The following is a 23,640-nucleotide window of genomic DNA, read 5'->3' as shown; positions in this document are numbered from 1 at the left end:
CCATCGCCCAACGTTCAAGAGAAAAGAGAGATCGCCATGTTCCCCATGCCGATAGAAAAATGGAAGCCGATCAACCGCGCGCTCTACCGGGCTTCGCTGCCGGTGGCGCTGCTGATCTGGCTGCTGCCGATGCTGACCGCGCTGGTCACCTCGATCCGCTCCAACGATGAACTGATGGCCGGCAACTACTGGGGCTGGCCGCAGGACTTCGCCATGCTGGAGAATTACCGCGAGGCGCTGACCGCCTCGCCCATGCTGCATTACTTCTGGAACAGCTGCCTCATCACCATTCCCTCGGTGATCGGCGCGATTTCGCTGGCGGCCATGGCCGGCTTTGCGCTGTCCACTTACCAGTTTCGTGGCAACACGGTGCTGTTCGCCACCTTCGTGGCCTGCAACTTCGTGCCGCAGCAGATCCTGATGATTCCGGTGCGCGACCTGTCGCTGTCGCTGGGCCTGTTCAACACCATCACCGGGATGATGCTGTTCCATATCGCCATGCAGACCGGATTCTGCACCTTGTTCCTGCGCAATTTCATCAAGCAGCTGCCCTTCGAGATGATCGAGGCGGCGCGCATCGAAGGGGCCAGCGAGTGGACCGTGTTCTATCGCATCGTGCTGCCGCTGATTCGCCCGGCGCTGGCCGCGCTGGCCGTGCTGGTATTCACCTTCGTGTGGAATGATTACTTCTGGGCGCTGGTGCTGACCCAGGGCGATGACGTGGCGCCCATCACCGTGGGCGTGGCGGCGCTGCGCGGACAATGGACCACGGCCTGGAACCTGGTCTCGGCCGGTTCCATCCTGGCAGCGCTGCCTTCGGTGATCCTGTTCTTCGTGATGCAGAAGCAATTCGTGGCCGGGCTGACCTTCGGGGCCAGCAAGGGCTGAAGGATCGCGGCCCGGGCTTACTGCAGGGCCGCGACGCCCGCCTCGGGCGGTTGCGCTGGTACCGGGGGCGGCACATCGGTGTGGATCATGAGTACCGTGCAAAGGCGTGCAGTCGTGCCATTCTTGGCCAGCTGCGCGCCTTTGCCGTTGTAGATCTTGCCGTTGCCCATGAAGACGCCATCGATCTTGAAGGTCCACGAATTGGCCGGGTTCTCCAGCCGGTAACCCATCCCGGCCAGGCTCAGGGATTCGCCGGAGATGGTGCCGGACATGACTTCTTCGGCGAGCTTGGTGCGCCGCTTGATGATCACGCGGTTGCCGTCCACCTGGGCATTGAAATTGGCCTGGAAGGGCTGTGAATCCTTGTTGAAGCGATTGGCATCGCAGGACATGACAGCGCGCCAGCGACCGTCCGGCGGGCTCGGCTCCGAGCTGGCCGTGCCCCCGGCGATACCGGCAGAGGGCAGCACTCCCAGCTTGCCACCAAGAATCACGGTGATGGAATCAGGGTAATCGAAACCGGCACCGCTATTGCGGTCGATGGCATAGCCGATCAACCCGCCTGCAAGCACATTGCCCCAGACGTTGGTATTGGCACGGGAGACTGCTTTCTGTTGTCCGACCACGCCATCTTTGGCGCATTCGACCATCAGGTCGGCAGTGCTCTTCTTGATCGTCACGCTGCCGGGTGTTTTGACAAACCATTGACCAGCATCGTTGGTCAGGGTGCAACTGGCCCCGGAAATGATCTGGTTGCCCTGCGTGGCCTGAACCGAAACGGGTTGCGTCTGCGTGCCCGTGATGGAGGCACAACCGCTCAGCAGCAAGGCTGCCATGCATACCAGCATTCTCAACATGAAATCCCCGATGTTCCTTGCGCGCCCGCGCGTGTTGTCGTTATCGTTGCCGCATCCCTCGATGGCGGGCCTCAGGCCTGCCATCCAGCGAGAATATAGCCGAGCTGCGCGTCGCGTGACTGACGAATCACTGACAGGAAAAAGAAAATATTTCAGCTGAAATACGCGCGTGGCTTTTTGACATACGGCCGTGATGACAGCGGCGCACGATGTCTCCATCGACACCGCAACCCAAGGAGAACATCATGCATACCACCACCCTGCGCCTGGCCGTATTCATCGGCATGTTGAGCATGACTGTCGAGGCCCACGCCGGACGCGGCGGGGCGATGCTGTTCAAGGACCTGACGCGGCTGTTCAGCCACCTGTTCCACCAGTACACCGGTGGCTGAACTGCGCGATCCTCAGGGCTGGGCCGCCTGCTGTCGGGGCGCGTCCAGCCCTACGCCCATGGCTTGATACAGCGTGGCCGTATCGTTCATGCGGCTGGCAGTTGCGCGAATTTCGCCCAGCTTCGCATTGAGATACTGGCGTTCGCCGGCCCGCGCTGCACTGGCCGGATAAGCGCCCAGTTGCGCGCGCCGCTGCGCATTGCGCCAGCCCTGCTCGGTGGCCGCGCGTGCCGCCGCCGAGGCCTGCAAGGCGTCGGCATCCTGCGTCAAGGCCACCAGACTATCGGCCACGTTCTGGAAAGCATTCAACACGGTCTGGCGATAATGCGCCTCGGCTGCGAGGTAGGCTTCCTTGCTGGCATCGCGCTTGGCGCGCAGGGCACCGCCATGGAACAGCGGCTGCGTCAGCGATGCGCCCAGACCCCACACGGCTCCCGCACCGCTGGTGGCCTTGGCCCAGGAGAAACCGGACTGGCCGAACGATGCGCTGATGGACAGGCTGGGGAACATCTCCGCTGTCGCCAGCGCCTGCTGTGCGGCCGCCACCTTCAATGCGGCATCGGCCGCGAGAATGTCGGGGCGCTGTTTCAGCAATTCGGAAGGTACCGTCATCGGCACCTGCTCGGGCAGCTTCAGGCGCGTGATGTCGAGATCGGCCGGTGCGGCATCCGGCGTGCGGCCCATCAGTACCGCCAGCGCGTGACGTGCGCCCTGCCATTGCGCTTTCAGGGCGGGCAGGCTGGCGCGCAGCGATTGCGCATTGGCGCGCGCGGACAGGACATCGTCATTGGAGACGGCACCGAGCGCAAGACGCCGCTGCAATTCGTCCACGTCGGCATCGGCCAGCGCCACCAGGCGCTCGGTGTCGGCCACCTGCGCGCGCAGGGAGGCGGCATTGATGGCCGTGATGACCACGTTGGCCGCTACCGCGCGGCGTGCCGCATCGAACTGGTAGGACTGGGCATCGACCTGGGCGGCCAGCGCCGAGTTGGCGAAGCGCTCCACGCCGAACAGGTCGAAGGTATAGCTGGCGCGGATCTGGCCGGCGAAGACGTTGTACAGGTTGGTGGTCGGGCCAAGATTGGGCAGACCCAGGGCACGCTGGCGCTGGGCCTGGCCGACTGCGTCGATGGTCGGCCACAGCGATTCATCGATCTGCGCACGCAATTGCAGGCGTGCACTGGCCAGGTTGCGGTCCGCTTCGGCCAGCGAATGATTGCTGCGCAGCGCCTCCTCGACCCAGGCGGACAAATCCGCCGAACCAAAGGCGCGCCACCATTGCGGCACGCTGCGCTGGCCCAGTACGAAGGTCTGGCGCGCCTCCTGCGGACCCAGCGTGGCCGGGGTGGCCTCGGCGGCGTAGTGGACCGGTTGCGGCACGGCCGGTGCTTCGCCGGTCGGGCCCAGCGCGCAACCCGACAGCAGCAGTGCCGCGGCCAGCGCCAGAGGGCGCGCATGCGGGGCAAACATCAAACGAACGGCGCTCATCAGTGGCTCCCTTGCGCGGCGTGGTCGCGGTGATGGGTTTCATCCGGCTTGACCCGGTAGCACAGCGCATACAGCGCCGGCAGGTAGAACATGGTCAGGATGGTGGCGATGGTGATACCGCCCATCAGGGCAGTGGCCATCGGACCGAAGAAGTTGCTGCGCAACAGCGGAATCAGCGCCAGCACGGCCGCCGCCGCCGTCAGCGTGATCGGACGGAAGCGGCGCACGGTGGCACCGACGATGGCATCGAAGCGGCCACGTCCTGCGGCGATGTCCTGCTCGATCTGGTCCACCAGGATCACCGAGTTGCGCATGATGATGCCCAGCATGGCGATGGTACCCAGCATGGCGACGAAGCCGAAGGGCTGGCCGAACAGCAGCAGTGCGCCCACCACGCCAATCAACCCCAGCGGTGCGGTCATGACCACCATCAGGGTGCGGCCGAAACTCTGCAACTGCACCATCAGCAACAGCAGCACGGCAATGATCATCAGCGGCATCTGCGCCGAGATTGAGGATTGCGCTTTGGCATTCTCTTCCACGGGTCCGCCGACGTCGATGCGATAGCCCACCGGCAGTTCGCCACGCAGCGCATCAAGCTTGCGGTTGACGTCATTGGTGACATCGATACCCTGCACGCCGGCGCGCACGTCAGCCAATACGGTGATCGTCGGTTGGCGATCACGCTCCCAGATCACGCCGTATTCCAGCGTATTGTGGAACTGGCCGAGCGCGGCCAGCGGCACCGGGCCGTTGGCGGTCGGCATGGACAAGGTGGCCAGGCGCGACGGATCAACCCGCTCGCTGCGCGGGGCCCGCAGGTCGACGCCGATGAGTTTGTCGCGTTCGCGGTATTGCGTCACCGTGAAGCCCGACAATTGCATCGCCAGGAAATTGGCAATCTGCTGGCTGCTCAACCCCAGTTCCCCGGCACGCTTCTGGTCGATCTCGAAGGACACCGAACGCTGGGCCGGTTCATCCCAGTCGAACTGGATATTGGTGGCGCGGCTCTCCTTGCGCAATTCAGCCGCCACCTGTTCGGCGATGGCACGCACCTTGGGAATCTGTTCGCCACTGATGCGGAACTGCACCGGGAAGCCCACCGGCGGGCCGTTCTCCAGTCGGGTCATGCGCGTGCGTGCGCCGCTGAACTGCTTGCGCAGCGGCTCTTCCAGCGCGCGGGCCAAGGCCTCGCGATCTTCCACCGACTTGGCTGTGACCACGAATTGCGCAAAATTGGGACTGGCCAGTTGCTGGTCCAGCGGCAGGTAGAAGCGCGGCGCACCGACCCCGACGAAACTGACCACGTGGTCGATCTGCGGGCGATCCTTGAGCAGCGCTTCCATGCGCACTGCCTCGCGCTGGGTGGCTTCGAAGGAGGCGCGCTCCGGCAGGTGCAGGTCGATCAGCAATTCAGGGCGGTCGGAGCTGGGGAAGAATTGCTGCGGCACCAGCGCAAAGGCCGCCAGGGAAGCGATGAAGAGCACCGTGGTGGCGATCACCACGCGGCCGCGGAAGGCCACGCACCAGGCCACCGAACGGCGCAGCCAGGTGTAGATGCGGGTCTGGTAGATGGGGTGATCGTGGTCTTCCTCATCATGGCCGGCATGCGGATTGGCAGCGATCTGTTCATCGGTGAGCGCGCCCGGCTTTTCCTTGAGCATGTGATAGCCCAGCAGCGGAATGAGCACCACCGCCGCCAGCCAGGACAACAGCAGTGCAATGGCCGAGACCTCGAAGATGGATCGCGTGTATTCGCCGGTCCCCGACTTGGCCAGCGCAATCGGCAGGAAGCCGGCCACCGTCACCAGAGTGCCGGTCAGCATCGGGAAGGCCGTGCTGGTGTAGGCGAAGGCCGCGGCGCGGCGGCGGTTCCAGCCCTGTTCCAGTTTCACCGCCATCATCTCGACGGCGATGATGGCGTCATCCACCAACAAACCCAGCGCCAGCACCAGCGTGCCCAAGGAAACCTTGTGCAGGCCGATGTCGAACAGGTACATGAACAGCGACGTCACCGCCAGCACGATGGGAATCGAGATGACCACCACCATGCCGGTGCGGATGCCCAGCGATACCAGGCTCACCACCAGCACGATGGCGACCGCTTCGGCCACGGCTTCCAAAAAGTCATCTACCGATTTTTCCACCGCATGCGGCATGCTCGACACTGCCGTCAGCGTGAGCCCGGCAGGCAGGCGCTTGCGCAATTGTTCAGTTCGCTCGTCCAGCGCCTTGCCCAGGCGGATCACGTCGCCGCCCGGCTGCATGGTCACGCCGATGCCCAGCACCGGCTGGCCATTGGCGCGCATCTCCTGTTCCTGCGGTTCGTCGTAGCCGCGCGTGATGGTGGCGATGTCGCCCAGGCGGAAGTTGCGGTTGTTGACGTGGATGATCTTGTCTTCCAGCGCGCGCAGGTTGTCGAACTGGCCGGTGGGACGCACGTAGACGCGGTCACTGCTGGTGGTGATGAGGCCGCCCGGCACCACCGCATTCTGCCCGCCGATGGCGTCGGCCAGTTGCTGCGGGCTGATGCCCAGGCGCGTCATGCGGGTGTTGCCGATGTCGATGTAGATGCGCTCCTGGCGCTCGCCGAAGTAATCGATCTTGGCCACGCCCGGCACATGCAGCAGTTCGCCGCGCAGCTGGTCGGCATAGTCGCGCAGCTGCGCAGGCGTGAAGCCATCGCCGGCCAGGGCGTAGATGTTGGTGTAGACGTCCCCGAACTCGTCATTGAAGTAAGGGCCCCTGACGCCCTGTGGCAAGGTCGCCGCAACGTCGCCGACTTTCTTGCGCACCTGGTACCAGGTCTGCGGTACCTGCGAGGCCGGGGCCGTGTCCTTGATGGTGAAGAAGAGCTGCGACTGCCCTGCGCGCGAATAGCTGCGCAGGAAATCCACATCGGGCGTCTCCTGCAGCTTGCGGGCGATGCGGTCGGTAATCTGCTCCTGCACCTGGCGCGCGGTGGCACCGGGCCAGTCGGTCTGGATCACCATCACCTTGAAGGTGAAGGGCGGGTCTTCCGATTGGGACAGGCGCGAGTAGGAACCGATGCCCAGCAGCGTCACCAGCGCCAGGATGAAGGTCACCAGCGCCTGGTGCTGCAGGGTCCAGGCGGAAAGATTGAAACGGCCAGGCGCGCTCATAGGGCGAAGTCCTCGGCGTGCAGCGGGGCGACCGGCTTGACCTTCTCACCCGCGGTGAGGGTATGCACGCCCTGCACCACCACCTTGTCCTGTGTGGCCACGCCTTGCGAGAGCGAGATGCTGCGCTCGCCGTAGGCCGCGACGGTGACCGGACGCAATTCCAGCTTGCCCTCGTTGCCCACGATCCATACCGCAGGCTTGCCGCCTTGATGGAACAGGGCAGTCGCCGGGAGCAGCAGCACCTGGACCTGCGCCGTATCGGCCGGTGTGATCTTCACTTCACCGGTCATGCCGAGGCGCACGCTGGCGTCCGGCTGTTCCAGCGTGACCTTGATGCGGAAGGTGCGGCTTTGCGGATCGGCCGCCGGGCTGACCTCACGCACGCGGCCCTTGTAGCTCTTGCCGGGCAGGGCCGCCAGCGTGACCTCGGCGGCGGCACCGGGCTGCAGGCCGGCCAACTGGCGGTCCGCCACGTCGGTGACCACGTCCACTGCGCCCGACCAGGCCAGCGAATAAACCGGCTGGCCAGCACTCAAGACGTCACCGGTATTGGCCTGCTCGGCGCTGATGACCCCATCATGCTGGGCTACTAGGGTGGTGTAGTCGCGCTGGTTGCCGGCCACCGAGGCACGGGCCTGCGCAGCCTTGAATTGCGACAGCGCGGCGGCATGCGCATCCTGGCTCTGCTCCAGTTGCTGGGCGCTGATGAGCTGTTCGGCGGCTTGTGCCGTGTCACGCTGCAACTGTTTCTCCGCTGCATCCAGATGCTGGCGGGCGGAGGCCAGTTCGGCGCGCGCCGAGGCAGCATTCTGATCGGCGTCCGAGGGATCGAGACGCGCCAGCACCTGGCCCTTGCGCACGGCGTCACCCAGATGCACGCGGCGTTCCACCAACTGGCCCGCCACGCGGAAGGAGAGCGAGGTTACATAGCGCGACTGCACTTCGGCCGGCAGGTGCAGCGGCCGCGTGCTGCCGCGTTCCTGCGCCTGCAGCACCACCACTTCACGCGGGGCGTCGGCGACGGGGGCCGGCTTGCTGCAGGCCGAGAGCAACAACGCGAAGGGAATCGCCAGCAGCGCCATGCGCGCCAGCGGGACGCGGCGAGGGGCCGAAAGAGACGTGGAAAGACGGCCGGAACACGGACGGGAGACTGGCTTCACAGCATTCCTTTCGGGAAAGGGTGGTGTCAGGTGTCGGACCGCGGCGCGTTCCGCATCTTTACAAAAGTTCAGCGATTCTAATGCACATATGAATTCAAATGCAATCCTGTATCCGAATACAACAGTGTTAGAATCCAGCCCCATGACACGCCAACGACTCAGCCGCGAGCAAAGCCGTGAGCAGACCCGGGAACGTCTGCTGGAGGCGGCGCACGCGGTGTTCATGCAGAAGGGATACGCGCAGGCCAGCGTGGAGGATATCAGCACCGCCGCCGGATACTCGCGCGGGGCCTTCTACTCCAACTTCGATGACAAGGAGCAACTGTTCTTCGAGCTGCTGCGCCGTGAAGGCGAGAGCATCGACCGTGGTTTCGAGCGCATCCTCGGTGGCGAACTGACCGACCCCGATGCCCTGCGCGACGCGCTGGCAGTGCAGTACTCGGCGCTGTACCGCGATGACAAATGCAGCCTGCTGTGGATGGAAGCGCGCATCATCGCCTTGCGCGACGAAAAATTCCGCGCCCAGCTCGATACCTTCCTGGAGCAGCGCTACGGCCAGATCACCCGCTTCGTCGAAGCCTACTGCCGCCTGACCGGCACCGCCCCGGCCGCGCCGCCGCGCGAGATCGCCATCGGGCTGATGGCCTTGTGCGAGGGCGTGAGTTTTTCCTATCGCTGCGTACCGCACATCGTCGATGGCAAGACCGCCGAATCGGTGCTGGCGTGGTTCCTCAAGGCGTCCATTGCGATTGCCGCACCCGGTGCAGCAGTGGTTGCAAGTCCTGCTGCCTGAGAAATCGCTGCAACAACTGGTATGACTTCCCCTGCTCGTGTTGTTGGCAGGCTGCATCCTGCAGCCCGGAGGCTGCGCGCACTGGCGCTTGCTGCTATATTCCGTTTCGAAAAAAAGGCGGCCTGCTCGCCCTTTCCTGCAGATAGCCACGTGAGGCAGTTCCCGGAACAGAAATGGACGGGCCACGCATCTGGTCTGTGACGTTCCGGAGTCCAAAATTCAAATCCTGAAGCGCGATGTGCAAAGGGGCTGGGTGATCATGGTCTTGATGGCCATCCTGCTCGGCGGCGGTGCCATCTACCAGAGTCACCAGCAGGCGAAAGAAACGGCCATCGGCCATGCGGCCAACATCACGCTGGTGATGCAGCGCGGCCTGCAGCGGCACGCAGAGTTCTTCTGTTCGGTCCTCGATTCCATCGGCGAACGCTATCGCCAGGTGCTGCATTTCCCGGTGTCGGGCAGCGAGCTGGGATCGTTTCTCTTCACGGGCGGACAAGCCAATCGCTACATCGTCGAAACCGCCGTGCTCGACAAGAACGGCCTCCTGGTCTCCAGTTCACGCAGTTCGCCGGCGCTGCTGACCAATGATTTCAGCGATGCGCCTTTCTTCCAGGCCCAGCAGAACGCCGACAGCCCCGCCGGCAAGCTGTTCCTCTCCAAACCCATCCAACTGGCCAAGGATTACTTCGTGGTCGTGCTGTCCCGGCGCATCACCGACGCGCAGGGCAATTTCGCTGGCGTGGCCATGATGGTGCTGGACCTGGCCTATTTCCGCTCCATGCTGGAAGGGGTGGATGTGGGCAACAACGGCGTCCTGTCGATCTACTCGCGCGATGCCACGGTGTATGTGCGCATTCCCTATGACCCGGCCATGGTCGGCCGCAATCTGAGTTCGGCACCGATGCTCGACAGTTTCCTGAAGCAGGACTCCGGTCACTTCTTCTGGAAGTCGGTCAATGACGGTGTCGAGCGCCTGTACGCCTTTCACGCGGTGCCGGGCACCAACCTGATGGTCTTCGTCGGCTATGCCAAGAGCAACATCTACAACTACTGGCAGAAGACGCTGGCCATCCTCATCATCGGTTCCATCCTGCTGATCTTCAGCGCGCTCTCCTTCTTCCGCTCGATGCAAAGTGAATTCCTGCGCCGCCATGCGTCGGAAAAGACCCTGACCACGCTGGCCACCATCGATGGCCTGACCGGACTGATCAACCGCCGCTCGATGGACGAGCTGATGGAGCGCCACTGGCAGCACCTGCGCGAGGGAACGCTGCGGCAGCTCAGCGTGATCTTCATCGATGTCGATTTCTTCAAGCTCTACAACGATGGTTACGGCCACCAGTCCGGCGACCTGGTTCTGGCCCAGGTGGCGGCCGCCTTGCGGACCAGCCTGGCGCGCAATGAGGACGGCGCGGCGCGCTATGGCGGCGAAGAATTCGTGGTAATCCTACCGGGCAGCGATGCGGCCGGCGCGAGCAAGGTGGCCGAGCGCATTCGGGCAGCCGTCGAGCACCTCGCCCTGCCGCATGCGCACAGCCGTTTCGGCATGGTCACCATCAGCCTCGGCGTGGCCCAGGCCGACTTGCAGCGTCACGCGCAAGCCGAACAACTCCTGGCCGAAGCCGATCAGGCCTTGTATGCCGCCAAGTCAGCGGGCCGCAATCGGGTGGAGATCAGTTCCGCGATCTGAGGTCGGCCTTCATGCAGCGAGCCACTGCGCGATCTGCGGCCAGGCCTCAGCCAGGGTGCGCCCGCCCATGAACAGGCCGATATGCCCGCCCGGCACCACGCGCTGCGTGATGTGCACAGCAGGGGTGCCCACCAATTGCGCTGCGTTGAGCACCTGCTCGGGTGTGGTGATGTCATCGCGTTCCCCGGCCAGCAGGTAGAGCGGGCAGGTGATATCGCGCAGGTCCAGCATCTTGCCCAGCGCCACGTACTGGCCGCGTGCCAGCAGATTGTCCTTGAAGATCTGGCGGATGGCCTGGAGATACCAGCGTCCCGGCAGGTCGATCGGCGTTTCGTACCAGGCCGCGAAGATCTCGCGCTTGGCCAGATACACCGGGTCGTCGATGTGCTGGAACAGGTCCACATGTTCGCTGAAGTAATGCTCGTCGGGATGCATGTTCTTCCAGCCCTGCAGCATGAAACTGCCGCGCATGAGGCCGCCGCCGGTACGCACCAGATCTTCGTAGAAGCGAATCGGCGTGCGCTCCACCATCTGCTTGAGCGGTCCTGCTCCGGCCCCCGCATCGATGGGGGAACCGGCCAGCACCAGCCGCTGTACCTTGTGCGGGAAGCGCGCCGCGATCATGGCCGAGATCCACCCACCCTGGCACAGACCCACCAGGTTGGCGCGCCCGCCCAATTCATCGATGACCACGCAGAGATCGGCCAGGTAGTTGTCGATCTCCAGGTCCTTCATGTCCTCGCTGGCGCTGTGCCAGTCAGTCAGGAACACGTGCGGCACGCCATGTTCCATCAGCGTTTCGACAAGGCTCTGACCGCGGTAGTAGTCGGCGATCACCGAGGTGTGTCCCGCATAGGGAGCCACCACCAGCGTCGGGACCGCATGCGCGGCAGCGGGCTTGCCGTATTCGCGCAAGCTCAGCGTACGCAGCGTCAGGCGCACCTGGTTGGCGGTGGCCATCTGCGGGTGATGCAGGGAATGCAGCTTGGCCTCTTCTTCCAGAAAGCGCAGATGCTTGTCCACCACTTCCTGTCCCTGGCGGAACACTTCGGTGGCCAGCATCATCGGCCAGAACAGCGGTACGCAACCGGGCCCGCAGGCCGCAGGCTCTGGTGCGGGATGGCGGGCGTGGCTGGCAGATGAGGTCGTCATGCGGGGCTCCCATGGATGAGTCTTGCCGCATCGTCGGCAATGACCTGTTCTTCATTGGTCGGAATCACCAGCACGCGCACGCGGCTGGCCTGATGGCTGATGCATTCGAGATGCTGGGCGTTGGCGCTTTCGTCGAGCTGCACGCCCAGCCAGTCGAGGCGGGCGCAGATGGCCGCACGCATGCGCGCATCGTGTTCGCCGATGCCGGCCGTGAAGACCAGCGCATCCATGCCGCCCAGCGTGGTCGCCAGGCGTGCGGCTTCACCGGCACAGCGCAACGCGAACAACTCCAGCGCCTCGCGCGCGGAGGGTTCCGTACTCTGCTGCAGGGTGCGCACATCGGCACTCACCCCGGACACACCCAGCAGGCCAGACTGGTGGTACAGCAAGTCTTCCAGCGCCGCCGGCGTCATCCCTTGCTGCAGCAGATACAGCAGCACGCCCGCATCGAGCGCACCACAGCGCGTGCCCATCGGCACGCCTTCCAGCGTGGAGAATCCGGTGCTGGCATCGACACTGCGCCCGTTCTGGATGCCGCACAGGCTGGCACCATTGCCCAGATGCGCCACCACCACGTTGCCATGCGCCTCGGGCAACTGGCGGCGGCGCAATTCACTGGCGATGTAGCGGTAGGAAATGCCATGGAAACCGTAGCGCAGCACGCCCTCGTCATGCAGCTTGCGCGGCAGCGCGAAGCGGCGCGCCAGTGCATCCTGCGTCGCATGGAATGCGGTATCGAAGGAGGCCGTTTGCGGCAGGCCCGGGCGCAGGCGCCCGATGGCGCGGATCAGGCGCAGGTTCTGCGGCTGATGCAGGGGGGCCAGCGGGGCCAGCGATTCCAGTTCCTGTTCGATGCGTTCGTCCAGCCGCACCGAGCGGGCCAGATGCAAGCCGCCATGCACCACGCGATGGCCTACTGCACACAGCGCGCCCTGCTCGTGACCCACCTCCAGCTGGTGCAGCACCTGCTCCAGTACCTTGTCCATGGAGGCAGCAGGATCGGCGTCGATGGCCATGGCCGACGCCTTGCCTTCGATCTCCAGGCGCAGCCGCAAGGGAGACAGATGCAGGTCGAGCTGTCCGTGGCCGATCTTGCTGGCGCGCTCGCCATCGATCCGGAAGACGCCCAGCTTGATCGAGGACGATCCCGCATTGAAGGTCAGCAGCCAGCGATTCATGCGGCCTCCTTGCCGACCGCCTGCACCTTGCTGCGCGAGGCGAACAGACGGGCCAGTGCCGAGGAGGCCAGACGCACGCGCAGGCTGTCGGCGCGGCTGGTGAGGATGACCGGCACGCGTGCCCCCAGCACCAGCCCGGCGGCCTCGGCCTGCGACAGGTAGATCAATTGCTTGGCCAGCATGTTGCCGGCTTCGAGGTCGGGGACCAGCAGGATGTCGGCACTGCCGGCCACCGGCGAAGTAATCTGCTTGATACTGGCCGATTGCAGGCTGATGGCATTGTCGAAGGCCAGCGGGCCGTCGACCAGCGCACCGGTGATCTGATGGCGCGTGGCCATCACGGTGAGGGCTGCGGCATCGAGCGTGGAGGGCATGGCCGGATTGACCGTCTCCACTGCCGCCAGCACCGCCACATGCGGACGCGGCACGCCCATCACGTGCAGCAGGTCGATGGCGTTCTGGCAGATGTCGCGCTTGTGCGCCAGGGTGGGCGCGATGTTGATGGCCGCATCGGTGATGATGAGCGGCTTGGCATAGGTGGGAATGGCCATGGCATACACATGGCTGATGCGGCGTTCGGTACGCAGTCCCGAGCCGGAGGCCACGACCGCCCCCAGCAGTTCGTCACTGTGCAGGCTGCCCTTCATGAGCGCGGATACCTGCCCTTGTACCGCCAGCTCGACGGCGCGCGCAGCGGCGGCGTGGCTGTGTTCGGTGGACTCGATCTGCAGACCCGCCAGCGACAGGCCGGCTTCTTCGGCGACGCGCCGTATCCGGGCTTCAGGCCCGACCAGCAGCGGCTCCAGCAGGCCCTCTTCGCGCGCCTCCAGCGCGCCCTGCAAGGCCTCGGCAGAACAGGGATGGACCACAGCGACCCGCATCGCCTGCGCGCCCAGGGCATCGCGGATGAGTTGACCGTAGCGCTCGGCAGGCGTGGCCTGCGTCGGTGGAAACATGGTGTCCTCCTGAGGGAATGGCATGAGGCCGGACGCACTCATGCGGGCTTGCTGTGTCGCAGCATAGCCGCAGGCGGAGGTGAGTTCAATTGCAGGATTGCCCGCAAACCGGACAGAGAAGACAAAGCTTGATCTGCTTCAACTTTGTCCGGGTGCATCCGCGGTCGCGGGCGGGAGTGCGGACGGTCAGGCCGGGGTCAGTGCCAGCACGTGCTGGCGCGCGCGTTCGGCGGGCATCGGTTCGGCAAAATAATGCCCCTGCATGGCGTGACAATGCATGGATTGCAGGACCTGCAGGTCTTCCTCGCTCTCCACGCCTTCGGCCACCACCTGGAAGCCGAAGGAGGCCGCCAGTTGCAGCACCGCCGACACCAGCGCCTGGTTCTCGGTCTGGTCGGCCAGGCCGGTGACGAAGCTGCGGTCGATCTTCACGCGCGAGACGTGCAGCTGGCGCAGGAAGCCCAGCGAGGAATAGCCCACGCCGAAATCGTCGATGGCGATGCTCACGCCCTGCAGCGCGAGCGCGGTCAGCGTCTGGGTGGCGGCCTGCAGGTCGAGCGCGGTCTCTTCGGTGATCTCGATCTCCAGCATCTGCGCCGGCAGGTTCTGGCGCTTGAGGGTGCCCACCACCAGATCCTCGATGATGATGCGCTCCATTTCGCGCGGCGAGATGTTCATCGACACGCGCAGGTCGCTGCGGCCGTTGTCCCGCATGAACTGGATCATGTGCGCCACCTCGCCCATGATGAAACGCAGCAGCTCTTCCGACAGTCCTGCCAGCGCTGCAATCTCGATCAGATCGGGCGGCGCAATCGGACCATGGCGGCGATGCGTCCAGCGCACCAGCGCTTCGAAGCCATCAAGCGCGCGCCCGTCCTCGCAGACGATGGGCTGGAACCACACCTGCAGTTCGCCATCGGCCAGCGCCTGCGCCAGATCACGTTCGACATCGCGCTTCATCTGCAGATGCGCATCCAGCGCCGCATTGAAGACCTGGTACTGATTGCGGCCACGGCGCTTGGCCTCGTACATGGCGGCATCCGAGCAGACCAGCATCTCGTTGATATCGTCGCCACGCGACAGGTAGATGCCCAGGCTCAGGCCGATGTGACGATGGGCCAGGCGCGCGAAGGGCTGGCGCATCGCTGCGATCAGGCGCTGCGCCACGTGCTCCGGCGGCTCCGCGTGGGCGGTGAGCGGATAGAGGATCACGAATTCATCGCCGCCCAGGCGCGCCAGCGTAGCGCCCTCGGGCAAGGCCGCCTGCAGGCGGCGTGCCACTTCGATGAGTACCTGATCGCCCGCTTCGTGCCCGTAGGCATCGTTGATGACCTTGAAGCCATCCAGGTCAAGGAACATCAGGCATTGGCGTTCCCGCTGCTGCACCAGGACCTGCGCGGCCACCTGCATGAAACCGGCACGGTCCAGCAGGCCGGTCAGCAGATCGTGCTCGGCCTGGTATTGCATGCGCGCGGCGAACTGGCGCAGGTCTTCGTGGGCCACGGCCAGAGCCTGGCTGGCGGCAGTGGCTTCGTTCTTCAGGGCACAGGCGCGTGCGAACATGCGCTCGCCCACGCGGGCACCGCGAATCAGGCCGGCCAGGTAGATCACGGCCGTCGCTGCCAGCGCCAGGCGGGTCGGCGTGCGATTGAAGGCAAACAGGCAGAAGATCACCGACAGCAGCGGCGGCGTGATGAAGCTGATCGGGATGCGAGCGAAGGCGAAACCGTGGGTGACCGCACCGGCCGTGATGCCGCACACGCAGGTCAGATAGAACAGGGTCTCGGGTGTGGTGTAGCCTTCGCTCAGCCAGGGCATGCCGGCCCAGGCGAAGCCCGAGATCAGGGCGAGGATCCAGTGCAGGCGCAGGTTCAGTTCCACCACGTCGCTGGCGTCGCGCACCTGACCGCGCGGGGCCATCCACGGCACCAGTTGCGCCACGCGTTGCGGTGAGAGGCGGCACAGCGGGATCCGCACCAGGTTGACCAGCGTGGCGCAGGCCAGCCAGATCAGTGCCACCCAGAATTTGCCGGAATGCCAGGCCACGAAAGTGGAGATGCCGCTCAGCACGAAGGCCACCGGGATCGACAGCATGACGGTATGGCGGGCCGCCGTGAGCTGGTCCGCGCGAATCAGTTGTCGCAATGCAAGCCGGGACGCGTGGTCGCCGGCACCGGTTTCTGTCTTGAGTTCGTTCACATCCCCATCCCGTGGTGCCCAGTTGCGCTGCCCGCCGAGCGGCGAGGCAGAAGCGGCGGCCACCTGCCCAAGGTAGCGCTACCGATGGCGGGTATTATCCAATGAATAAGAAGAATTCCCATCAAAACATGAGCCCCATTGAGATGTATCAACGAGTTGTTGGCGCGGAAGAGACAAGCTCCGGGCTTGCTGAACCCCTTTCATGACCTGGAGAACCCTCATGTCCCAAGACAACGGCAACTGGTTATCGGCCGAACAGGCCGTCATGCCCGATGGCAGCGAACGTCAGAACTTGCCCCTGATCAACAGAAAACTGCCGCATCTCTCGCCGCAACAAGCTGCCGGCAGCACGACGGCGGCAGACGCTGAAGAAGCATCAACGGCACCTGCCGGGCCAGCGGCGGCAGACTGAGTTCTCCCGCAGCAACACCTCCTGCGGAGGGATTTCCGGAGGCATCGTGCCGGAAGGCTAAAATGGAGCCGTATTTACTGCGCGGCAAACTGGCGCTGCTCCTGTCATGGCTCTCGATCCCTCCACTCTTCTCATCCTCACCATCGCGCTGGCGGCGGCCGCTTCGCTCTACCTGGCCATCGAATGGACCAGCGTCCGGGAACGTTCGCTGCTGCTGTGGAGCAGCGGCTTCGCCATCATCACGGTCGGCTCCTTCCTTGCGCTGCTGCGCTCGCGCGGCTATCTGCTGGTCGGCATCTGGTTCGCCAACGGCTTGCTGATCGCGGCGCATGCCTGCTTCCTGGCGGGCGTGGCCTGGTTCACGCGCACCCGCATCTCGCGCGCCTGGTGGCTGATTGCCTTGCTGTGGCTGCTGATGCTGTTGCTGCCCGCACACGCCTGGTGGTCGCGCGTGATGCTGGGACTGCAATCGCTGATGATCGCCGCCCTCACCTTGCGGGCCAGCGCCCTGCTGCGTCCGCATGGTGCATCGTTGAGCGTGGGCGCGGTGCAGTTGCGCTTCGTACTGCTGATCCATGGACTGTTCTATGTGGCCAAGGCGGTCTCGGCGCTGGCGCTGGGGGCGTTCGTGGATCTGGCGGCCTTTGGCGGCGTGCTGATCCAGGTGTCGCTGGTGGAGGGATCGATGGCGGTGATGCTGATCGCCTTGTCGATGACCGGCACCGAGCGCCATCGCCGCGAAGAACGCATCGGGCAGCTGGCCGCACGTGATCCCCTGACCGGACTGCTGAACCGGCGCGCCCTGCAGGCACGCGCACCGGCGCTGCTGGCACGGGCCAGCGAGGCCCATCCGGGCGCGCTGTTGCTGATCGACATCGACAACTTCAAGCAGGTCAACGACCTGCACGGCCATGCCGCCGGCGACAAGTTGCTGGAAGCCCTGAGCACGCTGCTGCGTGAAGTCTTGCCCGCCGATGCGCTGGCCGCGCGGCTGGGCGGGGATGAGTTCGTGATCCTGTTGCAGGATGTGCGTGAAGAACAGGTCGCCCATCTCGGCGAACAGTTGCGGATGGCCTTCTCCCACGTGGCGCGCAAGGGGGTGGCCACTCCCGAGGCGGTGAGCCTGAGCGTGGGCGTCAGTCTCTACACCAAGCCGGCACTGGCGCTGGAAAGCCTGATGGCGCTGGCCGATGCGGCCCTGTATGACGCCAAGCGCGCCGGACGCGACCGGCTCATCGTGAGCCCGGCACACCTCACTGCAGCCAATCCTTGAGCCGGTACCAGGCCCCGACCAGGGGCAGGAACCAGGGCTTGCCCAGATGACCGGGAATGGCCGGCCAGTCGAAATCTTTCCACGGATTGAGATCGGTCCTGCCGTCCATGACCTCGGCCATCAGCGTCCCCATGAGGCTGGCCATGTGGGTGCCGTGGCCGCTGTAACCCATGGAATAGAACACGCCATCGCGCTGTCCGGCACGCGGCAGGCGGTCCATCGTCATGTCGACCATGCCGCCCCAGCAATAGTCGATGCGGACCTTGGCCAGTTGCGGGAAGACCTCCAGCATCTGGCTGCGCAGGATCTCGCCGCTCCGGGCATCGGACTGCGGATTGGACACTGCGAAACGCGCGCGTCCGCCGAAGAGCAGGCGATTGTCCGGCGTAGCGCGGAAATAATTTACAAAATTCTTGGTGTCGGTGTACATGCGCCGCGTCGGCAGCAACTGTGCCAGCAGCTCCGCCGGCAAGGGTTCGGTGACGATCAGGAAAGCGCCGACCGGCACGATGCGGCGGCGTATCCAGCCCAAGGGACCGACCTGGGAAATGCCGCTGCTCAGCAGCACCTGGCTGGCGCGCAGGCTGCCGGCAGGCGTCTGCACCTGATAGCCGCCTCCTTGCGCCTTCAAGCCCAGCACGGGAGTGTGTTCGAGGTAGATCGCACCGCGCCGCTGGGCAGCGTGGGCCAGGCCGCGCACATAGCGGCCGACATGCATGCCGGCGCTCTTCTCCATCAGCAGTCCACCGTAGTAACGGTCGCTGCCCAGTTCGTCACGCAGCTCGGCGCGGGTGATCAGGCGCGTGTCAGCGTCCACGTTGGCGGCCAGCAGGGCCTGGCTGCGCGCCAGCTTGTCGACGTGCTCGGGCTTGGCCGCCAGCTTGAGCTTGCCGTAGCGTGCAAAACTGCAGTCGATGGATTCCTCGCGCACCAGCCGTTCCACCGTATCGACGCCGGCATCGAAGGCGCGATAGAGCCGGTTGGCCCATTCCGTTCCCAGGCGTTGTGACAGGGCAGCGTAGTCCTGCGCGAAGCCGTTGTTGCACATGCCGCCGTTGCGGCCGGAGGCGGCACCGCCGACGATATCCGCTTCGCACACCACCACCCTGGCTCCCTTGCGCGCCAGCGCCAGGGCGGCCGCTGAACCGGTGATGCCGCCACCGACGACCAGTACGTCGCATCCGTCGCCCGGCAAGGCGGTGTGGGTGCTGACGAAGGGGGATGAGGTGTCCAGCCAGTACGACTTCAATTGCATCAGGAGCTCCATCGACGGTCGGCAGCCGGATCATGAACGCAGGGGACGAGGCCGCAACGGGGTGTGGACTGATTATGGTGCGCGCTCCCGGTACGGTGATTAATGCTCATTGAACGCAGCATTAAACGCAGGTTAATGCTCGTGCAACGCCCGCCCTTTCTGGCTGTCCGCAGGATGAGCGGCCTGCGTAACGCAAAATGCCGGAAAGCCGCCGTTTAAAAGTAGAAGCTGCTCCGATCCCGGCGCAATAAAAATTATTAGTTGGAGGCCGGCGGCCATACTTCTTCCATCCCCAACGAAGGAGTTTGAGCAAATGACTTTCAAGCCGAAGTACATCAGTTTTGACTGCTATGGCACCCTGATCAATTTTGAAATGGGCCCGACCGCCCGCATGCTCTTTGCCGATCGTGTCGACGAGAAGCGCATGCCGGCCTTCCTGGACAGCTTCCGTTTCTATCGTCTCGACGAAGTGCTGGGCGCCTGGAAACCGTTCCTGGATGTGGTGGACAACGCCATCCGCCGCACCTGCCACGCCCATGGCGTGGAATGCCGGGACAGCGATGGCCAGGCCCTCTATGCGGCCGTGCCGACCTGGCAGCCGCATCCGCATGTGGTGGAAACGCTGGAGAAGATCGCGCCCCACATCCCGCTGGTGATCCTCTCGAACTCGATGATCGACCTGATCCCGCACAGCGTGGCGCACCTCAAAGCGCCCTTCCATGCGGTCTACACCGCCGAGGAAGCGCAAGCCTACAAGCCGCGCGGGCAGGCCTTTGAATACATGTTCGACCAGCTGGGCTGCGGCCCGGAAGAGATGGTGCATTGCTCGTCGAGCTTCCGCTATGACCTGATGACGGCCAAGGATCTCGGCTTCATGGGCAAGGCTTACATCGACCGCAATCACGAGCCCTACTGCGATGGCTATGGCGTGAGCCGGCTGACGGACTTCCGCCAGCTGGCCACGCTGGTAGGCCTTTGATGGCTGCCGTCGCGCCTACGAGAGACGGGACGCATCATGCTTGAGACCGCATTGCAAGAACCCGCCGCCCTGAATACGGCGGCACCTGATCTTGCCCCGGCAGCGCTGGAACAACTGGCCGCCGTCCGCTATGGCATCGCGGGCAAGTCCAGCGCGCTGGGAGGTGAGCGCGACCAGAACGCCTGCATCGAGAGCGCCGATGGCACGCGCTACGTGCTGAAGATCAGCAATCCTTCCGAACAGGCGGCGGTGGTGGATTTCCAGATCGCCGCGCTGGATCACATCGCGCGGGCGGCACCGGACCTTCCGATTCCGCGCGTACTGCGCTCCTTGAGCGGGCAAAGCATCGAACAGGTGACACTGCCGGATGGCAGCGTGAGCATGGTGCGCCTGCTGACTTACCTCGACGGCGTACAGATCAAGCACACCGAACGCAGCGACGGCCAGCGGCGCGCCATGGGCAGCGGCCTGGCCAGGCTCGATCTGGCCCTGCAAGGGTTCAGCCACACCGGGGCACATCATGACCTGCTGTGGAATGTCTCCACCGCGCACCGCTTGCGCGACAAGATGGAGAGCCTGCAGGATCCGGCCAAGCAGCAGCTGGCACAGCACTTCATGGCGCGCTTCGAACGAGATGTGCTGCCGCGCCTGGGCGACGTGCGTGCGCAGGTGATCCACAACGACTATCACCTCTACAACGTGCTGGTGGCACCGCAGGAGCTGGAGCGCATCACCGGCATCATCGATTTCGGCGACATGCTGCACGCGCCGCTGGTGGGTGAAGTCGCCACGGCGGCGGCCTTCCACATGACCGGCAGCGAGGATCCGTTTGCCGGACCGGCGCAGTTCGTCGCGGCCTATCACGCCGAGCTGCCGCTGACCGCGCCGGAACAGGAGATCGTCGCCGACCTCATGGTCACGCGCCATCTGGTCACGGCGCTCATTTCCGAATGGCGCGCGGTGCGCTATCCCCACAACCGCGCCTACATCATGCGGCACAACCCGGCGGCCTGGGAGGCGCTCGGCCAGCTGGCCGACCTGCCCCGCCAGGACGCACGTGACCGCCTGCTTTCCGACATCTGACACAGGAGCATTGCATGAGCACCCCTACCGACCTCACCATGGTCAACGCCTACATCCCCGGCCGTGCCGACGTCGGGCCCGTCACCGGGGCCCTGATCGAGCGCCGCAATGCCCTGCTGGGGCCGGCGTATCGGCTGATGTATGAACATCCCTTGCACATCGTGCGTGGCGAGGGCGTCTGGCTGATCGATCCGCAGGGGCGGCGTTATCTGGATGTGTACAACAACGTTACTTCGCTGGGACACTGCCATCCGGCCGTCACCGCAGCGATCTGCGAACAGGTGCAGACGCTGGCCACCAACACGCGCTACCTGCACGACACCATCCTGGAGCTGGCCGAACGCCTGCTGGCGACGGTGCCGGAGACATCGCTGGCGCACCTGATGCTCACCTGCACCGGCAGCGAAGCCAATGACCTGGCCTATCGCATCGCCAAGGTCCGCACCGGCGGCACCGGCGTGATCGTCACCGACACGGCGTATCACGGTATCACCGATGCGGTCTCGCAGTTCTCGCCGTCGCTGGGCAGCAGCGTCAACCTGGGACCGCATGTGCGCCTGGTGCCGGCCCCGCGTGCCTATCATGCGCCGGGGCAGGATTTGGGAGAAAAATTCACCCGCGACGTGCAAGCCGCCATCGCCGACCTGCAGCGGCACGGCATCCAGCCTGCCGTCCTGATCGTGGATTCACTCTTCACCAGTGACGGCATCCTGCCGGGACCAGCGGGCTTCCTCCGGGGCGCGGTGCAGGCCATCAAGGCGGCCGGCGGCCTGTTCATCGCCGATGAAGTGCAACCGGGCTTCGGCCGCACCGGCGAGCACATGTGGGGCTTCCAGCGCCACGGGATTGCGCCGGACATCGTGACCATGGGCAAGCCGATGGGCAATGGCCAGCCGGTCGCAGGCATTCTGGCGACGGCCGATGTGTTGCAGGAGTTCGGGCAGCGCTCGCGCTACTTCAATACCTTTGCCGGCAATACGGTCTCGTGTGCCGCTGCGCTGGCGGTGCTGAAGACGATTGAACGCGAAGGCCTGATTCCCCATGCACGGGAGGTCGGTGGCGTGCTGCTTGATGGCATCCGTGCGCTGGCCGCACGACACGAAGCGATCGGCGACGTGCGCGGTGCGGGCATGTTCGTGGGTGTCGAACTGGTCTCGGACCGGACGCAGCGCACGCCTGACCGCGCGCTCACCAGCGAGGTGGTCAACCGCATGCGTCAGAAGGGCGTGCTGCTCAGCGCCTGCGCGATGGGCCACAACGTGCTCAAGATCCGGCCGCCGCTGGTGCTGACGGCGGAACAGGCGGGCATGGTGATCGATGCACTGGACGAGTCGCTGACGGAAGCGCGATCGGCGGCGGGGCGTTGAGCCTGCGGCCGGCGACGCGGTGCTATGATCGGACCATGCGACCTACCGACCCTCTCGACCGCACCGACATCAAGATCCTCGAGCACTTGCAGCGCGAGGGCCGGTGCTCGAACGTGGAGCTGGCCGAGGCCGTCAATCTCAGTCCCAGTCCCTGCCTGACCCGAACCAAGCGCATGGAAGAAAACGGCGTCATCGCCGGTTACGCAGCCCGGGTCGCGCTGGACAAATTGGGCAGCCATGTCGTGGTGTTCTCCGAAATCACGCTTGGCAGCCACCGGCCAGCAGACTTTCGCAAGTTCGAACAGGGCGCGGCCAAGTATGCGGAAATCGTGGAGTGCTACAACGTCAGCGGGGGGTATGACTATTTGCTCAAGATCGTCTCGCCCACCGTGGCGCTGTTTCAGGAGTTGATGGAACGCTTGCTGGAGGACGAGATCGGCATCGAGAAATTCGCCAGCCGCATCGTGTTGCGCCATCCCTATGAGCAGCGGGTGGAGCCGGTGGAGGTGATTGCTTCGGGGAAGAGCAGCTGGAAGTGACGGCGGGCGCCCCCGCCGCCGCCCCGGCTCAGGAAAACTGCGTGAAATCCGGCTTGCGCTTCTCGAAGAAAGCCGTGAACGCTTCCTTGGCCTCAGGCGCGGTCAGCATGCGCGAGAAATGCTCGATCTCGGCCACCATCTGCTGTTCGGTCGCGGTGACGCGATTCTTCTTCATCAACTGCTTGGTCACCCGGATCGAGGCCGCCGGCAGCGCCGCCAGCTTGGCTGCCTGCTGCAGCGCATAGGGCAGCAACTCCTCCAGCGGCAGCACGCGATTGACCACACCCATCTGGCAGGCTTCGTCTGCGCCGAAGGCTTCGCCCAGCAACAGCTTCTCGGCCGCACGCTGGTAACCGGCGATATGCGGCAAGAGCAGCGATGACGCCGCCTCCGGGCACAAACCCAGTTGCGTGAAGGGCATCGAGAACTTGGCATTGTCGGCCGCATACACCAGGTCGCAATGCAGCAGCAGCGTGGTACCGATGCCCACGGCCACGCCCGAGACGGCCGCCACAATGGGCTTGCTGGCATGGCTGATCTGCCACAGGAACTGGAATACCGGCGCATCCTGGGTCTTGGGCGGATTCTTCAGGAAGTCTTCCAGGTCATTACCCGCCGAGAAGGATTTGGGCTTGCCGGTGAAGAGGATGGCGCGGACCGCATTGTCAGTCTCGGCCTCCTTCAGGGCATCGGCCAGCTGCTGGTACATGGCCGCGGTGATGGCGTTCTTCTTGTCTTCGCGATCGAAGTGGATGGTCAGGATGCCATCGGCCTTGGTGAGCTGGATATCCATCTGCACAGTCTCCTTGAATGTTATAAATGATTTATAAGGTTCA

Annotated in this window: 20 protein-coding genes; 10 read left to right on the top strand and 10 right to left on the bottom strand. The window is 64.7% G+C overall.

Annotated features, from left to right (window positions below; genetic code table 11):
• Positions 1-36 precede the first annotated feature (36 nt).
• On the top strand, positions 37-888 hold the full coding sequence (locus tag MKD49_RS18900; RefSeq protein WP_039789561.1) for a carbohydrate ABC transporter permease: 852 nt from the start codon (positions 37-39) through the stop codon (positions 886-888).
• A 17-nt stretch (positions 889-905) separates the two neighbouring features.
• Here MKD49_RS18900 and MKD49_RS18895 read toward each other — a convergent pair whose 3' ends face one another.
• Positions 906-1,745 carry a hypothetical protein gene (locus MKD49_RS18895; protein ID WP_252697071.1) on the bottom strand — a complete coding sequence of 280 codons (840 nt, stop codon included), beginning with the start codon at positions 1,743-1,745 and terminating at the stop codon, positions 906-908.
• 245 nt (positions 1,746-1,990) lie between these two features.
• Between MKD49_RS18895 and MKD49_RS18890 the strand changes: the two genes are divergently transcribed.
• Entirely contained in the window at positions 1,991-2,137 is a 147-nt protein-coding gene (locus MKD49_RS18890; protein WP_158601263.1) for a hypothetical protein, read from the top strand.
• 12 nt (positions 2,138-2,149) lie between these two features.
• Here the strand turns inward: MKD49_RS18890 and MKD49_RS18885 are convergent, their stop codons facing one another.
• From MKD49_RS18885 to MKD49_RS18875, 3 genes are read right to left on the bottom strand one after another with little or no spacing between them, the layout of a single operon-like run.
• Positions 2,150-3,625, bottom strand: a complete 1,476-nt coding sequence (locus MKD49_RS18885) for an efflux transporter outer membrane subunit (RefSeq protein WP_252697070.1) — start codon at positions 3,623-3,625, stop codon at positions 2,150-2,152.
• Positions 3,625-6,768, bottom strand: coding sequence for an efflux RND transporter permease subunit (locus MKD49_RS18880; protein ID WP_252697069.1), 3,144 nt, complete (start codon positions 6,766-6,768; stop codon positions 3,625-3,627). Before MKD49_RS18880 ends, MKD49_RS18885 begins: the two co-directional genes overlap by 1 nt.
• Positions 6,765-7,850: an efflux RND transporter periplasmic adaptor subunit gene (locus tag MKD49_RS18875; protein WP_252697292.1), complete on the bottom strand. Its 1,086-nt coding sequence runs from the start codon at positions 7,848-7,850 to the stop codon at positions 6,765-6,767. The genes MKD49_RS18880 and MKD49_RS18875 overlap by 4 nt, the downstream gene beginning before the upstream one ends.
• Positions 7,851-8,070: 220 nt before the next feature.
• Here MKD49_RS18875 and MKD49_RS18870 point away from each other — a divergent pair, with 220 nt between their 5' ends.
• Together MKD49_RS18870 and MKD49_RS18865 are read left to right on the top strand one after the other, a co-directional pair.
• Positions 8,071-8,721: a TetR/AcrR family transcriptional regulator gene (locus MKD49_RS18870; protein ID WP_051057342.1), complete on the top strand. Its 651-nt coding sequence runs from the start codon at positions 8,071-8,073 to the stop codon at positions 8,719-8,721.
• Positions 8,722-8,980: 259 nt separating this feature from the next.
• Positions 8,981-10,411: a GGDEF domain-containing protein gene (locus MKD49_RS18865; RefSeq protein WP_252697291.1), complete on the top strand. Its 1,431-nt coding sequence runs from the start codon at positions 8,981-8,983 to the stop codon at positions 10,409-10,411.
• A 9-nt stretch (positions 10,412-10,420) separates the two neighbouring features.
• Here the strand turns inward: MKD49_RS18865 and MKD49_RS18860 are convergent, their stop codons facing one another.
• From MKD49_RS18860 to MKD49_RS18845, 4 genes are all read right to left on the bottom strand, one after another.
• A complete protein-coding gene (locus tag MKD49_RS18860; RefSeq protein ID WP_252697068.1) occupies positions 10,421-11,563 on the bottom strand; it encodes an alpha/beta fold hydrolase in 1,143 nt (380 codons plus the stop codon).
• Entirely contained in the window at positions 11,560-12,741 is a 1,182-nt protein-coding gene (locus tag MKD49_RS18855) for an acetate/propionate family kinase (protein WP_252697067.1), read from the bottom strand. The genes MKD49_RS18860 and MKD49_RS18855 overlap by 4 nt, the downstream gene beginning before the upstream one ends.
• The gene (locus MKD49_RS18850; RefSeq protein ID WP_039789572.1) at positions 12,738-13,697 is read right to left on the bottom strand and encodes a bifunctional enoyl-CoA hydratase/phosphate acetyltransferase; all 960 of its coding nucleotides are present in this window, start codon (positions 13,695-13,697) and stop codon (positions 12,738-12,740) included. The genes MKD49_RS18855 and MKD49_RS18850 overlap by 4 nt, the downstream gene beginning before the upstream one ends.
• Before the next feature lie 186 nt (positions 13,698-13,883).
• Positions 13,884-15,896, bottom strand: a complete 2,013-nt coding sequence (locus MKD49_RS18845) for an EAL domain-containing protein (protein WP_252697066.1) — start codon at positions 15,894-15,896, stop codon at positions 13,884-13,886.
• A gap of 220 nt (positions 15,897-16,116) precedes the next feature.
• On the opposite strand from MKD49_RS18845, the gene MKD49_RS18840 reads away from it, so the two are divergent.
• Together MKD49_RS18840 and MKD49_RS18835 are read left to right on the top strand one after the other, a co-directional pair.
• The gene (locus MKD49_RS18840; RefSeq protein ID WP_121042417.1) at positions 16,117-16,308 is read left to right on the top strand and encodes a hypothetical protein; all 192 of its coding nucleotides are present in this window, start codon (positions 16,117-16,119) and stop codon (positions 16,306-16,308) included.
• A gap of 106 nt (positions 16,309-16,414) precedes the next feature.
• Positions 16,415-17,581, top strand: coding sequence for a GGDEF domain-containing protein (locus MKD49_RS18835; RefSeq protein WP_121042415.1), 1,167 nt, complete (start codon positions 16,415-16,417; stop codon positions 17,579-17,581).
• On the opposite strand, the gene MKD49_RS18830 is transcribed toward MKD49_RS18835, so the two are convergent.
• Positions 17,562-18,836: an FAD-binding oxidoreductase gene (locus MKD49_RS18830; RefSeq protein WP_252697065.1), complete on the bottom strand. Its 1,275-nt coding sequence runs from the start codon at positions 18,834-18,836 to the stop codon at positions 17,562-17,564. The two genes, MKD49_RS18835 and MKD49_RS18830, sit on opposite strands and share 20 nt — an antisense overlap.
• 313 nt (positions 18,837-19,149) lie before the next feature.
• On the opposite strand from MKD49_RS18830, the gene MKD49_RS18825 reads away from it, so the two are divergent.
• The 4 genes from MKD49_RS18825 to MKD49_RS18810 are packed head-to-tail and all read left to right on the top strand — an operon-like array spanning position 19,150 to position 22,804.
• Entirely contained in the window at positions 19,150-19,815 is a 666-nt protein-coding gene (locus tag MKD49_RS18825) for a haloacid dehalogenase type II (RefSeq protein WP_252697064.1), read from the top strand.
• Positions 19,816-19,851: 36 nt separating this feature from the next.
• Positions 19,852-20,898 (top strand): phosphotransferase, encoded by a 1,047-nt coding sequence (locus tag MKD49_RS18820; protein WP_252697063.1) that lies wholly within the window; start codon positions 19,852-19,854, stop codon positions 20,896-20,898.
• 14 nt (positions 20,899-20,912) lie between these two features.
• Positions 20,913-22,265 (top strand): aspartate aminotransferase family protein, encoded by a 1,353-nt coding sequence (locus tag MKD49_RS18815; protein WP_252697062.1) that lies wholly within the window; start codon positions 20,913-20,915, stop codon positions 22,263-22,265.
• Positions 22,266-22,300: 35 nt separating this feature from the next.
• Positions 22,301-22,804, top strand: a complete 504-nt coding sequence (locus MKD49_RS18810) for an Lrp/AsnC family transcriptional regulator (protein WP_252697061.1) — start codon at positions 22,301-22,303, stop codon at positions 22,802-22,804.
• A 28-nt stretch (positions 22,805-22,832) separates the two neighbouring features.
• Here MKD49_RS18810 and MKD49_RS18805 read toward each other — a convergent pair whose 3' ends face one another.
• A complete protein-coding gene (locus MKD49_RS18805) occupies positions 22,833-23,597 on the bottom strand; it encodes an enoyl-CoA hydratase (protein ID WP_204726221.1) in 765 nt (254 codons plus the stop codon).
• Positions 23,598-23,640: the final 43 nt, after the last annotated feature.

This window comes from Herbaspirillum sp. WGmk3, from assembly GCF_023952535.1.
Lineage (GTDB): Bacteria > Pseudomonadota > Gammaproteobacteria > Burkholderiales > Burkholderiaceae_D > Herbaspirillum > Herbaspirillum huttiense.
Note: the sequence above shows the minus strand (reverse complement) of the source record. Positions and strands in the feature narration are given on the sequence as shown.